12 protein-coding genes and 1 pseudogene are annotated in these 13,432 nt (G+C 69.4%); 5 read left to right on the top strand and 8 right to left on the bottom strand.

Annotated features, from left to right (window positions below; all coding sequences use genetic code 11):
• A pseudogene (locus NFU04_RS16015) lies at nt 1-78 on the bottom strand (Grx4 family monothiol glutaredoxin); the annotation flags it as partial.
• Nucleotides 79-159: 81 nt separating this feature from the next.
• Between NFU04_RS16015 and NFU04_RS16010 the strand changes: the two are divergent.
• Nucleotides 160-504, top strand: a complete 345-nt coding sequence (locus NFU04_RS16010) for a Grx4 family monothiol glutaredoxin (protein ID WP_251310407.1) — start codon at nt 160-162, stop codon at nt 502-504.
• A gap of 224 nt (nt 505-728) precedes the next feature.
• On the opposite strand, the gene rnt is transcribed toward NFU04_RS16010, so the two are convergent.
• Nucleotides 729-1,394: a ribonuclease T gene (rnt, locus tag NFU04_RS16005; RefSeq protein ID WP_251310406.1), complete on the bottom strand. Its 666-nt coding sequence runs from the start codon at nt 1,392-1,394 to the stop codon at nt 729-731.
• Nucleotides 1,395-1,601: 207 nt separating this feature from the next.
• Between rnt and NFU04_RS16000 the strand changes: the two genes are divergently transcribed.
• The 3 genes from NFU04_RS16000 (at nt 1,602) to NFU04_RS15990 (ending at nt 4,444) form a co-directional block, all read left to right on the top strand.
• Nucleotides 1,602-2,822 (top strand): argininosuccinate synthase, encoded by a 1,221-nt coding sequence (locus tag NFU04_RS16000; protein WP_251310405.1) that lies wholly within the window; start codon nt 1,602-1,604, stop codon nt 2,820-2,822.
• Nucleotides 2,823-2,911: 89 nt separating this feature from the next.
• Nucleotides 2,912-3,205 (top strand): HlyU family transcriptional regulator, encoded by a 294-nt coding sequence (locus NFU04_RS15995; RefSeq protein ID WP_251310404.1) that lies wholly within the window; start codon nt 2,912-2,914, stop codon nt 3,203-3,205.
• Nucleotides 3,206-3,277: 72 nt separating this feature from the next.
• Complete coding sequence (locus NFU04_RS15990; RefSeq protein ID WP_251310403.1) at nt 3,278-4,444, top strand: DUF294 nucleotidyltransferase-like domain-containing protein; 1,167 nt, start codon at nt 3,278-3,280, stop codon at nt 4,442-4,444.
• Here the strand turns inward: NFU04_RS15990 and NFU04_RS15985 are convergent.
• The 5 genes from NFU04_RS15985 to NFU04_RS15965 form a co-directional block, all read right to left on the bottom strand.
• Nucleotides 4,441-6,396 (bottom strand): methyl-accepting chemotaxis protein, encoded by a 1,956-nt coding sequence (locus tag NFU04_RS15985; protein WP_251310402.1) that lies wholly within the window; start codon nt 6,394-6,396, stop codon nt 4,441-4,443. The two genes, NFU04_RS15990 and NFU04_RS15985, sit on opposite strands and share 4 nt — an antisense overlap.
• 117 nt (nt 6,397-6,513) lie before the next feature.
• Complete coding sequence (locus NFU04_RS15980) at nt 6,514-9,264, bottom strand: sensor histidine kinase (RefSeq protein ID WP_251310401.1); 2,751 nt, start codon at nt 9,262-9,264, stop codon at nt 6,514-6,516.
• Between the two features lie 123 nt (nt 9,265-9,387).
• Complete coding sequence (locus NFU04_RS15975) at nt 9,388-9,609, bottom strand: hypothetical protein (protein WP_251310400.1); 222 nt, start codon at nt 9,607-9,609, stop codon at nt 9,388-9,390.
• Nucleotides 9,610-9,632: 23 nt separating this feature from the next.
• Nucleotides 9,633-11,678, bottom strand: coding sequence for a 3'-5' exonuclease (locus tag NFU04_RS15970; protein ID WP_251310399.1), 2,046 nt, complete (start codon nt 11,676-11,678; stop codon nt 9,633-9,635).
• A complete protein-coding gene (locus tag NFU04_RS15965) occupies nt 11,678-12,049 on the bottom strand; it encodes a response regulator transcription factor (protein ID WP_251310398.1) in 372 nt (123 codons plus the stop codon). Before NFU04_RS15965 ends, NFU04_RS15970 begins: the two co-directional genes overlap by 1 nt.
• A 145-nt stretch (nt 12,050-12,194) precedes the next feature.
• Between NFU04_RS15965 and NFU04_RS15960 the strand changes: the two genes are divergently transcribed.
• On the top strand, nt 12,195-12,869 hold the full coding sequence (locus tag NFU04_RS15960) for a glutathione S-transferase family protein (RefSeq protein WP_251310397.1): 675 nt from the start codon (nt 12,195-12,197) through the stop codon (nt 12,867-12,869).
• 10 nt (nt 12,870-12,879) lie between these two features.
• On the opposite strand, the gene NFU04_RS15955 is transcribed toward NFU04_RS15960, so the two are convergent.
• Nucleotides 12,880-13,170 carry a hypothetical protein gene (locus NFU04_RS15955; RefSeq protein WP_251310396.1) on the bottom strand — a complete coding sequence of 97 codons (291 nt, stop codon included), beginning with the start codon at nt 13,168-13,170 and terminating at the stop codon, nt 12,880-12,882.
• Nucleotides 13,171-13,432: the final 262 nt, after the last annotated feature.

Here is a 13,432-nt window from a genome sequence, read left to right as displayed (position 1 = left end):
GCGCTCGCCGCAGGACATCAGCGCCTGCACCGCCTGGGCGGAGAAGCCGCACTGGGGCAGCTGGGGAGAGCCCTTCATGTAGATCAGGATGGGGTTTTCGCCGCCGGGGATCAGTAGAATGGGCGCCAAGCTCACAGTCACCGTCGAGAAGGAATCCCCATGAGCACCACCATCGACACCATCAAGCAGCAGATCGGCGAAAACCCCATCCTGATCTACATGAAGGGCTCTCCCCAGCTGCCCCAGTGCGGCTTCTCCGCCCAGGCGGTGCAGGCGCTGATGTCCTGCGGCGAGCGCTTCGCCTTCGTCAATATCCTCGATAACCCGGATATCCGCGCCGAGCTGCCCAAGTACGCCAACTGGCCCACCTTCCCCCAGCTGTGGGTGGACGGCGAGCTGGTCGGCGGCTGCGATATCATCGTCGAGATGTACCAGAACGGCGAGCTGGAGACCCTGATCAAGGCCACCGCCGCCAAGCACAAGGACGACGAGACCCAAGCTTGAAGAGCGGCACTTCGCGCCTGGAAGCGGCCGGGCTTTGCCCGGAGCACTAAGCTAGAAGCCGGAAGCTCGAAGAAATACCCCCGGGTGAAAGCCACGGGGGTATTTTCTATGGATCGCGCGCACCATCATGCTGATTTCCAGCTTCCAGCTTCCAGCTTCCAGCTTCCAGCTTCCAGCTTCCAGCTTCCAGCTTCCAGCTTCCAGCTTCCAGCTTCCAGCTTGCCTTAGACCTCTTCCAGGCCCTGCTCTCGCTGGGCCAGGTTCCAGCCGCCCAGGTCTTTGAAGCGGTTGACGATGGCGCAGAACAGCTCGGCGGTACGCTCGGTGTCGTAACGGGCCGAGTGGGCCTCGGTGTTGTCGAAGGCGATGCCGGCGGCGCGGCAAGCGCGGGCCAGCACCGTCTGGCCGTAGACCAGCCCGGAGAGGCTGGCGGTATCGAAGCTGGAGAAGGGGTGGAAGGGGTTGCGCTTGATGCCGCAGCGATTGACGGCGGCGTTCAGGAAGCCGTGGTCGAAGGCGGCGTTATGGCCCACCAGGATGGCCCGGGTGCAGCCATTGGCCTTGACCGCCTTGCGCACCGGACGAAAGATCTCGCCGAGCGCCTCCGCCTCGCCGAGGGCGACCCGCCGGCGCAGGGGATCGTCGAGCTTGATGCCGGTGAAGTCCAGCGCCGACTGTTCCACATTGGCGCCCTCGAAGGGCGCCACATGGAAGGCGTAGGTGGCGTCCGGCATCAGGTTGCCTTCCGGGTCCATGCTCAGGGTCACGGCGGCGATCTCGAGGATCGCATCGCTCTCGGCATTGAAGCCACCGGTCTCCATGTCCACCACCACCGGCAGAAAACTCCGAAAGCGCTGTGCCATCATTTCGCGGGCGATTGCCTCGCTCATGCCCCTCTCCCTTGCCAATTCATGTTCGTCCCTGGCGATGGACCGCCCGGGTGGGGCGGATTCTAGCATCTTTGCCCCCGGCTGGCGCCAGGCGGCGGTATTCGACGCCGACCAAGGGCGCTATACTGAGGCGCTCGAACCCCCCAGGCTGTGGCAGGCTTTTCCGCCGCAGCGTCTTGCATGAGTCGATTCACCAAGGAGCCCCGAATGTCCGATGTCAAGAAGGTCGTTCTCGCCTACTCCGGCGGCCTGGACACGTCCGTTATCGTCAAGTGGTTGCAGGAGACCTACAACTGCGAAGTGGTGACCTTCACCGCCGATATCGGTCAGGGGGAAGAGGTCGAGCCGGCCCGCGCCAAGGCCCAGGCCCTGGGCGTCAAGGAGATCTACATCGAGGACCTGCGCGAGGAGTTCGTCCGCGACTACGTCTATCCGATGTTCCGGGCCAACACCATCTACGAGGGCGAGTACCTGCTGGGTACCTCCATCGCCCGTCCGTTGATCGCCAAGCGCCTGATCGAGATCGCCAACGAGACCGGTGCCGACGCCATCTCCCATGGCGCCACCGGCAAGGGCAACGACCAGGTGCGCTTCGAGCTCGGCGCCTACGCCCTCAAGCCCGGCGTCAAGGTGATCGCCCCCTGGCGGGAGTGGGACCTCAACTCCCGCGAGAAGCTGATGGCCTACTGCGACGAGCACAGCATCCCGGTGGACTTCTCCTCCAAGAAGAAGAAGTCTCCCTATTCCATGGACGCCAACCTGCTGCATATCTCCTACGAGGGCGGCATCCTCGAGGATCCCTGGGCCGAGGCCGAGGAAGACATGTGGCGCTGGAGCGTCTCCCCGGAGGCCGCCCCGGACCAGCCCACCTATATCGAGCTGACCTACGAGAAGGGCGATATCGTCGCCATCGACGGCCAGGCCATGAAGCCTCACGAGGTGCTCGAGACCCTTAACAAGCTGGGCGGCGCCAACGGCATCGGCCGCCTGGATATCGTCGAGAACCGCTATGTCGGCATGAAGTCCCGCGGCTGCTACGAGACCCCGGGGGGCACCATCATGCTCAAGGCGCACCGCGCCATCGAGTCCCTGACCCTGGACCGCGAGGCGGCCCACCTCAAGGACGAGCTGATGCCCAAGTACGCCAAGGTGATCTACAACGGCTACTGGTGGAGCCCGGAGCGCAAGATGCTCCAGGCCGCCATCGACGCCACCCAGGACAACGTCTCCGGCGTGGTGCGCATCAAGCTCTACAAGGGCAGCGCCACCGTGGTCGGCCGTCAGTCCGCCGAGTCGCTGTTCGACGAGTCCATCGCCACCTTCGAGGACGATGCCGGCGCCTACGACCAGAAGGATGCCGAGGGCTTTATCAAGCTCAACGCCCTGCGCCTGCGGATCGCCGCCGGCAAGGGTCGTAAGCAAGATTAAGGCTGGGGGCATTCTTTCAGCTCGAAGACTCAGCGACGTCGGCCCCGGCCGGCGTCGCTGTCGTTTAAGGCATCGACAAGGAGAAGCACATGCTCAAGAAGCTGTTATCCGGGCTCTTCGGTCAGGGGGAGGCCAAGGCGGCCCCCGAGCGGGAGGCGGTGGAGTATCGCGGTTATCGGATCACCCCCGACTGTCAGGAGGTCGCGGGCCAGTATCGGGTCAGCGGCTGGATTCGCCTGCCGGTGGAGGGCGGCGAGGCCAGGGAGCACCGCTTCGAGCGCTCCGATATGGTGCCCGGCCGGGAGGCCTGCGAACAGTTGATGATCGGCAAGGCGCAGCGTTTTATCGATGAGACCGGCGAGGCGATGTTCGACTCCCGCTGACTTGGCCTTTGGCCCAACAGGCAGGGCTGACCCCAGGCGCTACACTGCGGGCAGTGCCGACGAGGAGTGCCCATGCGCCTGTTGCAACGTCCCTCTCCCTGGCGGTCCCTCTTCGCCGGGGCCTTTCCCCCCGACCCCTCATGCTGGCCCGAGTCGCTGGCGCCCCTGAAGGAGGCCCTGGCGGTTCTGGGTCCCGAGCCGGGCCTGGCCGAGGCCAAGGCCTGGCAGCCCAGCCTGGTGGCGGCCCTGGTCCGCCTGGAGTTGCCGGCATCGCGGATCGCCGAGCTGCTCAGCGATCACAATGACTGGCTCTATCGCCGCGCCATCGAGGAGGCCCTGGCCGAGATGCGGACCCAGGGCTGGGGCGAGCCGCCGGTGGCCTTCTGCGTGCTGACCCTGGGCTCTGGGGCCCGTCATGAAAGCCTGCTGGGACCGGATCAGGACAACGCCATGATCCTTGACGCCTATCCCGATACCCGCCATGCCGAGATCGACGGCTACTTCCAGCAACTGGGGGAGCGCTTCACGTCGCGCCTCGACGCGGCGGGAATCCCGCTGTGTCGGGGGCAGGTGATGGCGCGTTGGCCGCTGTGGCGCAAGCGCCTGGAGGAGTGGGGCAGGCAGCTGGAGATCTGGACCGCCGAGCGGCGGGTCAAGCGGGTGCAGCAGGCCACCATCCTGCTCGATTTCTTCCCGGTCTATGGCGAGGCGCGCCTGGCCGAGGCGCTGCGCGACAAGGCGCTGGAGCTGGTGCCCCGGGCCGGGCTCTTCCTCGACGAGATGGCCGCGCTGCTGGAGGAGTCGCCGCCGCTGCTGGAGCGTTTCGGCCGTCTGGTGGTGGACGACCAGGCGCCCCACGAGCGGGCCTTCGATCTCAAGCGTCGCGGCCTGCTGCCGATGGTCAATGCCACCCGCCTGCTGGCCTGGTGTCATGGCTGTCGCAGCGTCGATAGCCACGGACGACTGGCCGAGCTGGTGGGACGCGAGGGGCTGGAGGCGGCGCAGGCGCAGGCCCTGCAGGCGGCCCTGGGCCGCTGTCAGGCACTGCTGCTGCGTGCCCAGCGGGAGAGCCTGGCCCAGGGCCGCACCGCGGATGGCTGGATCGATATGGCGCGCCTGGACGAGGCGGAGCGGCTGCTGCTGCGCCATGACATGGGGCGGGTGCGGGCGTTGATCAAGCTGGCCAGGGCCGCCGCCCGGCAGGGGCGGCGGCAGGCAGAGCGCGGTAAGCGGACCTAGAAGGCCTCCCACTCCGGCTCGGGCGCGTCCTGAGGCGCTGCGCCGGGGCGGGCCGGCAAGGCGGGAGACGGCGCCGGGGCGCGGCGCTCCAGGGCCGGGCCATCCTCGCCGAGCACGAACTCCGCCATCAGCCGATCCAGGCGCTGGGCGTTCTTGCGCATGGTGCTGGCCAGGCCGGCGTTCTGGTTGACCATGGTGGCGTTCTGCTGGGTCACGGTATCCATCTCCGCCACGGCGGTATTGATCTGCTCGATACCGGTGGTCTGCTCCCGGGCGCCGGCGGTGATCTCGGCGATCACATCGGCGACCTGGGTCACGCTCTGGCGCATCGCCTGCATGCGCTCGGCGGCGTCCTTGACCAGGCCATCGCCCTCCTGGGTATGGCGTACCGAGGCGTCGATCAGGCCGCGGATGTCCCGGGCGGCTTCTGCGCTGCGGCTGGCCAGGTTGCGTACCTCGCCGGCCACCACCGCGAAGCCGCGGCCCTGTTCGCCGGCCCGGGCCGCCTCCACCGAGGCGTTCAGCGCCAGGATATTGGTCTGGAAGGCGATGGAGTCGATCAGCCCGATGATCTCGCTGATGCGGGTCGCCGAGTCATTGATGGCGGCCATCTTGGCCTCCACCTGCTGCATCGCCTCGCTGCCCTGTTCGGCGGTGCCGGCGGCCGTCAGGGCCAGGCCATTGGCCTGTTCGGCGGCCTGGGTGGTGTGGGTCACGGTGGAGTGGATCTCCTCCATGGAGGCGGAGGTCTCCTGGAGGTTGGCGGCGGCCTGCTCGGTGCGCGAGGAGAGTTCCTGGGTGCCCTCGGCCATGTCGCTGGCCCCGTCGAGTACCTGGCGGGCGTTGCCGCGCACTTGCTGCAGGGTATGCTGCATGCGCTCGACGAAGGCATTGAACTGCACCGCCAGCTCGCCCACCTCGTCCCGACTGTTGACCGCCAGGCGGCGGGTCAGGTCGCCCTTGCCCTTGGCGATATCCGCCATGGCCTGGGCGGTCTGCCGGATCGGCGCCAGGGCGCGACGCGTGCTGATGCCGAGGATCGCCAGCAGCACGGCGAGGATCACGATGCCGGCGAGCAGCAGTGAGCCGAGCAGCTCACGGCTGACGGCGGTAAAGAGCCGCTCGGGGACCGCCATGACCAGGGTCCAGTCGGTGCCGGGGATCGGCTCCCAGAGCAGCGACACGGCCTCGCCCTCGGGCGAGGTGACCCGCCCGCGACCCACTCCGCCGCCCAGCATCTCGCGACCCAGGGCGCTGGCGCCCTGGAAGCCGAGCTCATCCGCCTCGGTCACCTTGAGGTTCATGCGCAGTTCGGCATCCGGGTGGGCGACGACGGTACCGTTGCTGTCGACCAGGTAGCCATAGCTGCCTTCGCCCAGGGAGATATGCGAGACGATCTCGGAGGCGGCCTCCATGGTCAGGGTGGTGCCCAGCAAGCCGACCCGACGGCCTCGTGGGTCGATCAGGGCCTGGGCGAAGACGGCGGTCGGCTGGCCGCTGACCACCGAGATCACCGGGTCCACCAGCAGTCGCTCGGCGCTGCCCTGGGTCACCAGGGCCTGAAAGTAGTCCCGGTGGGTGATATTGACGGTGGCTCCGCTATGGGTAATGACGTCACCGTCGGCATCCGCCACATAGAAGGATTCCAGGCCGGCCTCGCCCGGATGGCGGTCGGCCAGCCAGGCCTGGCGCGTGGCCACCGGGGCGCCATCGGTCAGGCGCTCGTCGCGGGCCAGGCCGTCGAGCCATCGGCGATAGCCGTCGATCCACTGGCCGATCTCGTCGGCCCGGGCCGCGAGCTGCCGCTCGGCGGACGCCGCCATCATGGCGGGGACGCTGGCGTTGAGCTGTGTCTTGACGATGATGCCCAGGGCCAGGCAGGCCCCCAGGAGGGGCAGGGCCAGGGCGCCGAGCAGCTTCTGTGTCAGGGATAAGCGGGAAAACCAATGCATGTGTGTGCCCTTGTCGATACGCGGTAGGACGCCGGTCGCCTGGCCGTCGCCTTGGAGGGCGATCTTCTTGGCGCGGGGGCGGCGTCGGTGGGGCCGGCGGGGCGCCGGTACCCCAGGTTATCGGCGGGGCGCGGCCGAACTTGATGGTGATGGCGAGTCGTCTTGCGCCTCGGGAAGTTCCATCACCAGGCTGGCGCCGCCCAGGGTCGGGGCGGGCTCCACCCAGAGGCGACCGCCCAGGTGGGCGACGATGCCGCGGCTGATGGGTAGCCCCAGGCCACTGCCCCTGGGGCGATGGCGCCGCTCGCCGTGCTGCTGTCGCTGGATCTGATGGAACTTCTCGAAGACCCGTTCGCGCTCGGCCTCGGCGATGCCGGGCCCGTTGTCCTCGACGGCGAGGCGATAGTGATCCTCGTGACGGCACAGGGACAGGCGCACCCTGGGGTACTCGTCGTCGGCGAACTTGCCGGCGTTATCGAGCAGGTTGATGATCACCTGCTCGAGGCGATCCGGGTCGCCCACCACCCAGGCCGGGTCGGCCTCGATGGCGACCTCCAGGGAGACGCCGCGCTCGGCCTGGAGGCGCTCCACCGCCGCCAGGCCGTGGCGAGCCAGCGCGGCCAGATCGAGGCGCCGGGGATTGAGGGTCAGGCGGCCGCTCTCCAGCCGGGCCAGGTCGAGGATCTCCTCGATCAGTCGCGACAGGCGTTGGCTCTCGTGGACCACCACCTCGAGGAACTGCTCGCGCTTGGCCTCGGGGAGGTCCTGGCCGTCGCGGAGGATCTCGGCGAAGGCGCGGATCGAGGTCAGCGGCGTTCTCAGCTCGTGGCTGACCATGGCCACGAACTCGTCCTTGAGGCGGTCGAGCTCCCGCAAGCGCTCGTTGGCGGCGCGCAATTCCTGGCCGATGCGCGCCAGCTCCTGCGACTTCTGCTCGAGACGGCGGTTAACCTCCAGGGTCTGGGAGGTGGTGTCGAGGATGCTCAGCACCGCCTCCAGGTCGAGGGCCTCGCCGCGCACCACCGAGTTGATCAGCACCCGCGCCGAGGCGCTGCCCAGGGCCCCGGCCAGGGCGCGTTCGGTGCGGGCGATAAGTACCGGCGGGGCGGGACGCGCGTCGTCGCCCGACTCCAGTACCCGGGTCGCCACCTTGGCTCCCAGGTAGCGGCTCAGCAGGCGGCGCAGCTCGCCCCGGCTGGTCTCCCCCTGCCACACCCCGGCGGGCATGGCGTCGCGATGCAGGGCCCCGGTAAACAGCGCCGCCTGGGTCTGCTCCAGGCGGCTCTGGGGCGTGAACAGGGAGAGCCCCACCAGGGCGGCCAGGTTGAGCCCCAGGCTCCAGAACAGCGCATGACTATAGCGATCCCAGCCCTCCAGGCCGAACAGCGCATAGGGACGCAGCCAGTCGAGTCCCCAGGGCCCGGTCTCGACGAAACTTAGCGGCAGCCACCCCGACTGGGCGAAGCCCGGCAGCAGCAGGGTATAGACCCAGGCGGCGAAGCCCAGCAGCAGGCCGACGATGGCCCCGGTGCGAGTGGCGCCGCGCCAGTAGAGGCCTAGCAGCAGGGCGGGGGAAAACTGGGCGGCGGCGGCGAAGGAGACCAGGCCGATGGTCACCAGGCTGTAGGCGTCGCCGAGCAGGGCGTGGTAGAGGTAACCCAGCAGCAGGATCAGCAGGATGGCGACCCGCCGGATGCCCAGCAGCCAGCCGCGCAGCTCGCCGCGATGGGTCGCATGCAGTCGCGACGCGCGCAGCAGCCAGGGCATCACCAGCTGGTTGCTGAGCATGGTGGAGAGGGCGATGGTCTCGACGATCACCATGCCGGTGGCGGCGGAGAGCCCGCCGATAAAGACCAGCAAGGGCAGCCCCTCGAGGCCGGCGGAGAGCGGCAGGGTCAGCACGAAGCTGTCCGGGTCGCTGCCGTCCAGCAGCAGCATGCCGGCCAGGGCGATGGGAATCACCAGGAGATTGATGGCCAGCAGATAGAGGGGAAAGAGCCAGCTGGCACGGCGCAGGTGGCGCTCGTCGACGTTCTCCACCACCAGCACCTGGAACTGGCGGGGCAGGGTCAGGAAGGCCAGGAAGGCGAGCAGCAGCAGGCCGCTCCAGCCCAGGGCCCCACCCTCCACCGCGGCGAGGTCGAAGGCCCCACGCAGCGCGGGGCTGGCGCCGGCCCGGGCGAAGAGGTCCGCGGGGCCCCGGAAGAGCACGAAGAGGGTGAACAGCCCCACCGCCAGGAAGGCCACCAGCTTGACCAGGGACTCGAAGGCGATGGCCGCCACCATGCCCTCGTGGCGCTCGCTGGCGTCCAGGTGGCGGGTGCCGAAGAGGATGATGAAGACCGCCAGCACCAGGGCCACCCAGAAGGACTTGTCGGCCCAGAAGGGTTCCTCCGCCAGCCGCCAGTCGACGGGGGCGGGATAGCTCACCAGTACCGCATGGCTCAGGGTGATCGCCTTGAGTTGCAGGGCGATATAGGGGGTGATGCCGATCAGCGCGATCAGCGCCACCAGGGCGCCGAGGGCACCGCTCTTGCCGTAGCGGGCGCTGATGAAGTCGGCGATGGAGGTCAGCCGCTGGGCGGCGGCGATGCGCACCATCTTGCGCAGGATAAAGGGCGCCGAGAGCATCGCCAGCGTCGGTCCCAGATAGATCAGCAGGAAGCTGGCCCCCTGGGTGGTGGCCCGGCCGACGCTGCCATAGAAGGTCCAGGCGGTGCAGTAGACCGCGATGGAGAGGGCATAGACGGTGGGCGAGCCGATCACCGAGCGTCCCTGACTGGCGCGCCGGTCGCCCCAGGCGGCGATCAGGAACAGCAGCGCCAGGTAGCCGAAGGCGGCGGCGAGGATCACCGCTTCGCTACGCATCGGGGCCGGCCTTGGTCGCCATCGCCAGATTCACTCCTCGCTGCTCTCCCGGGGTCCGCCTTTCAGAAAGGAGCAGGCGGTCAGGCCGCTCACCGTTATCCAGGCGCCTATCGATCCCCGGGCTCATCCTTGGTCTTCCTCCCGGGGCCCGCCTTCCAGCAGCCAGGCCGCCAGGCCGATCACCAGGGCCCAGGCCAGCAGCAGGTAGAGGGGCAGGGCGGAGAGGCCGCCGCCCAGGGGACGATCGGCGATGATCACCAGCGGCGGCGAGAACAGCACCAGGGCCAGCAGCAGCAGCGCCAAGAGGCGCTCGCGCCGGCGGGGGGGCTTGGTGGTCCTGGGCATGGCGGTCTCCTTGGCTGGCGGCGTCAGGCGCTGGCATCTTCCCGGTCGAAGGCGCTGCGCTGTAGCTGCAGCAGCTGGTCGAGGCGCACGACCTCCCGCGCCTGGAGGCGCGGGAGCAGATGCAACCACAGCTCGGCGGTCAGGCGCGCATCGCCCAGCGCGGTGTGGCGCGCCTCGGCGGGGATCGTCAGGCCGTAGCGTTCGGCCAGGCTGTCCAGATCATGGCCGTCGAGGCCCGGGTCCAGGGCCCGGGAGAGCAACAGCGTATCGAGCACCGGCATCTCGAAGCGGGCATCGCCCCCGGCGGGCTGCAGGGCCAGCAGGTCGAAGGCGGCGTTATGGGCCAGCAGCACCGCGTCCCCCACATAGTCGCGAAAGCGCGGCAGGACCTGCGCCAGGGGCGGGGCGCCGGCCACGTCCTGGTCACGCAGGCCGTGAATGGCGGTGCTCTCCGGCGGGATGGGGCGCTCCGGGTCGATGCGTACATCGAAGCTGTCGTCGGCGAGCAGGCGGCCGTTGACGATGCGGCAGGCGCCCAGGCTGATCACCTTGTCGCCCTGGCGCAGGGCCAGGCCGGTGGTCTCGGTATCGAAGGCCACCACCTCCAGGGCGGTAAGCGGACGCGAGGCCAGCTCGGCGTCGGGGGCCGGCAGCTCGGCGATGCCGAAATCATGGAATTCCGGGCGGGGCCGCACCCGGGGACGCGGCGCCCCGACTCGCTCCGCCGCGGGCAGAGGCAGGCGCAGGCGCGCATGCTGGCCATCCTCGTCGGCCAGGCTCCACAGCTCGCTGGCATGCTGGCGTAGCAGGGCCTGCAGGCTGGGGGCCAGGGGCAGCTGCTCCAGGGGCCGCGACTGCCACCGGGTCAGTCGGCCCTGGGAGAGCGGGGCGCCGCGCCACACCAGGTCCAGGTAGACACGCTTGTTGCCCAGGCAGGCCTCCACCTCCAGGCAGGATTGGCCGGTGGCGCCGGCGACCTCCTCCACCAGGGCCTCGAGCAGACCCAGCAGCGCCGGCGCATCGGCCTTGAGCCAGGCGGGAATGCCGATGGGGCGGATCGCCAGGCCGCCTTGGGCGAGGCGCTCATTCAGGGCCTCGAAGAGATCGTTGGACCAGGTGGGCAGCAGGCGCTCGCCCTGTTGCTGGAGGCTTTCGGTGAGCTCTCCGAGGCCGTGGATGACCTCCCCGAGACGCTCGCTCTCCTCCTGGACGGCCCGGGTCAGGCGCTGGCGCAGGGCCGCGTCTCGCTCGCCGAGCCGCGCCAGGGCCTCGGCGGCGCTGCCCAGGGTGGCGCCATGGCCGCGCAGCCGTGGCAGCAGCTCGGCGAGGCCGGCCCGGGGCCCGAGCTCGCTGTGCCAGGCGGCGGTGGCGTCCTCCAGGGTGATCAGGGTCTCCTCATGCTGGCTGGGGACCCGGCGCAGCATGGCGCGCAGCCACTGCTCGCCGAGGGGCACCAGCAGTTCCCGGGGCGTGCCGTCCTCGGGCAGCCGCTCAAGGGCCTCGCGCAGGCTGGCCTGGGGCAGCAGACCCGCCAGGCGCTTGCCCAGGCCCAGCCCCGGGTGATCGGCGAACAGGCGCTCGGCGGCCTGGTTGAAGAGCAGCAGGCGGTGGTGGCGATCGCACAGCAGCAGGGGAGTCTCCAGCAGCTGCAGCAGGGCCTCCAGTTCCTGGCGGATTCGCGCGGCGCCGCGGGCGCCCTCGGCATGGGCGGTGGCCAGGCGTTGACGGTCGCCGCGCCACTCCTCGCGCAGGCGCCTGAGGTCCGGGGCCAGGCCGGCGAGCCAGCCCTCCGGGGGATAGTCGTCCCGGGCATCGGGGTTGGCGACCAGGCGTGCCACCAGCACCTGGAGATGGCGCAGCGGCCGCAGCAGGCGTCGCTCCAGCAGGGCGCCGAGCAGCAACAGCAGGGCGCCGCTGGCCAGGCTGGCCGCCCAGAGGACGAGGCGTTCGGTGCCCTGGGGCATCAGGCGGGCATCGAGCCACAGGGCCGCCGCCAGGCCGGCGAAGCCGCTCAGGCCGCTGAGCAGCAGCCAGGCACCGACCAGGCGTTGCCGCTTGGGCAGCCCCATCAGCGCGCCTCGTCGAGCAGGGCCTTGACCTTCTCCACCAGGGCCTGGGTCGAGAAGGGCTTGGTGATGTAATCGTCGGCCCCCAGGGCCAGGCCTTTCTCGCGCTCCACCTCGCGGCCATGGGCGGTGAGCATGATGATCGGAAGCGTCGCCCCCTCGGGGGTCTGGCGCAGCCGCTCGAGGACCTCGAAGCCGCTCAGGTCGGGCAGGCTGATATCCAGCAGGATCAGGTCGGGGCTCGCCTCGCTGACCCGGGCCAGGGCGCTCTCGCCATCCTCGGCGGTGGTCACCTCGAAGCCCGCCTGCTGCATCAGAAACTCCAGAGAGAGGACGATATTGGGCTCGTCGTCCACTACCAGCACCTTGGGCATCGGCCCCTCCTCGTCGAACGTCACGGTTGTGTCCAGTCTAGTGGCGCCGTGTCGGGCGTTGAAAGGCGACCTTGGCAGAATGGGGCGCCGCGCGCAGACTGACCCGCGGAAATTCAAACGCCTGTAATAACCAAGGAGCGGCAGGATGATTCGTGTGCACAGCCTGGAGCAGTCCCGGTCCCAGCGGGTGGTATGGCTACTGGAGGAGCTGGGCGAGGCCTATGAGCTGGTGACCTATCGGCGGGACCCCGAGACCCTGAGGGCCCCCGCGGCGCTGCGCGAGGTGCATCCGCTGGGCAAGTCGCCGGTGATCAGCGACGAGGCCCGCGGCGGGCGGGTGATCGCCGAGTCGGGGGCCATCGTCGATTACCTGCTGGCGCGTCACCCGGAAAGCGACCTGCTGCCGCCCGCGGGCAGCGATGCCTATGAACGCTACCGTTTCTGGTTGCATCATGCCGAGGGCTCGGCGATGCCGCCGCTGGTGATGTCGCTGGTCTTCTCGCGGCTGGGCAAGCCGCCGGTGCCGGCGCTGATTCGCCCCATCGGGGCCCTGCTGGCCAAGGGCGTGCACCGTGCCTACCTGGGGCCGGAGCTCGTCACCCTGCGGGAGTTCTGGGAGGCCTCGCTGGCCTCCGGCTGGTTCGCCGGCGAACACTTCAGCGCCGCGGATATCCAGATGAGCTTCCCGGTCCTGGCCATGGCCAGCCGCGGCGGCCTGGACGACGCGCCACGGCTCCGGGCCTTCCTCGAGGCGATTCGTGCGCGTCCCGCCTACCAGCGGGCGGTAGACAACGCCGGGGAGTTTGGCGTTCTCGATTAGGCTCCCGTGCCTAGCCATGACCGTTATCGGGGTGCCCGAGCCCCAGCGCTTCGCGACGGGGTCGCAGCCAGTACCAGGCCAGCAGGATCACCAGCAACGGCAGCACCCAGTCGGGCACCCGCGTCAGCCAGTTCAGGGCCTGGTGCAGGAGAGAGGCCACCAGGCCGGCGGCGGCCCCGCCCAGGGGGTGGCGCCAGGCGCTCGGCCGGGGCTCCTCCCGGGGTCGGGCGAGACGCAGCAGCATGCCGCTAAAGAGGCCGAAGGCCACGGCCATGAAAAGCGTCGTCCAGAATGCGCTCATGCTGCCTCCTGCGGGCCAGGGAGTGGGCCAGGCATCGGTCGCCGGTGGCAGACCTGTCGTCTCTCTTACCTTAGCAGTCGCTCCGACGCCGCCCCAATTCCCCCCGCGACTGAGGGTGTGACTATTCCAGACGGGACACGAGCCGCTGCCAGGCGAGTCCCATCCACTCATGGAGGGCGCGGCTGCTCTGGTTGAGGTGATAGGCCCGGGGCAGCCAGGCATAGAGGCCCGGGGGCGGGGCGCTGGCGAAGCCGGTGGGGGC

This window comes from Halomonas sp. NCCP-2165 (assembly GCF_023708045.1).
GTDB lineage: Bacteria > Pseudomonadota > Gammaproteobacteria > Pseudomonadales > Halomonadaceae > Bisbaumannia > Bisbaumannia pacifica.
Note: the sequence above shows the minus strand (reverse complement) of the source record. Positions and strands in the feature narration are given on the sequence as shown.

Excerpts from the sequence above, each read along its gene's own strand:
- NFU04_RS15980 (WP_251310401.1), bottom strand. The coding sequence starts at position 9,264 with ATGCGTAGCGAAGCGGTGATCCTCGCCGCCGCCTTCGGCTACCTGGCG.
- NFU04_RS15960 (WP_251310397.1), top strand. The coding sequence starts at position 12,195 with ATGATTCGTGTGCACAGCCTGGAGCAGTCCCGGTCCCAGCGGGTGGTA.
- NFU04_RS15975 (WP_251310400.1), bottom strand. The coding sequence starts at position 9,609 with ATGCCCAGGACCACCAAGCCCCCCCGCCGGCGCGAGCGCCTCTTGGCG.
- NFU04_RS15970 (WP_251310399.1), bottom strand. The coding sequence starts at position 11,678 with ATGGGGCTGCCCAAGCGGCAACGCCTGGTCGGTGCCTGGCTGCTGCTC.
- NFU04_RS16000 (WP_251310405.1), top strand. The coding sequence starts at position 1,602 with ATGTCCGATGTCAAGAAGGTCGTTCTCGCCTACTCCGGCGGCCTGGAC.
- NFU04_RS16010 (WP_251310407.1), top strand. The coding sequence starts at position 160 with ATGAGCACCACCATCGACACCATCAAGCAGCAGATCGGCGAAAACCCC.
- NFU04_RS15995 (WP_251310404.1), top strand. The coding sequence starts at position 2,912 with ATGCTCAAGAAGCTGTTATCCGGGCTCTTCGGTCAGGGGGAGGCCAAG.
- NFU04_RS15965 (WP_251310398.1), bottom strand. The coding sequence starts at position 12,049 with ATGCCCAAGGTGCTGGTAGTGGACGACGAGCCCAATATCGTCCTCTCT.
- NFU04_RS15985 (WP_251310402.1), bottom strand. The coding sequence starts at position 6,396 with ATGCATTGGTTTTCCCGCTTATCCCTGACACAGAAGCTGCTCGGCGCC.
- NFU04_RS15955 (WP_251310396.1), bottom strand. The coding sequence starts at position 13,170 with ATGAGCGCATTCTGGACGACGCTTTTCATGGCCGTGGCCTTCGGCCTC.
- rnt (WP_251310406.1), bottom strand. The coding sequence starts at position 1,394 with ATGAGCGAGGCAATCGCCCGCGAAATGATGGCACAGCGCTTTCGGAGT.
- NFU04_RS15990 (WP_251310403.1), top strand. The coding sequence starts at position 3,278 with ATGCGCCTGTTGCAACGTCCCTCTCCCTGGCGGTCCCTCTTCGCCGGG.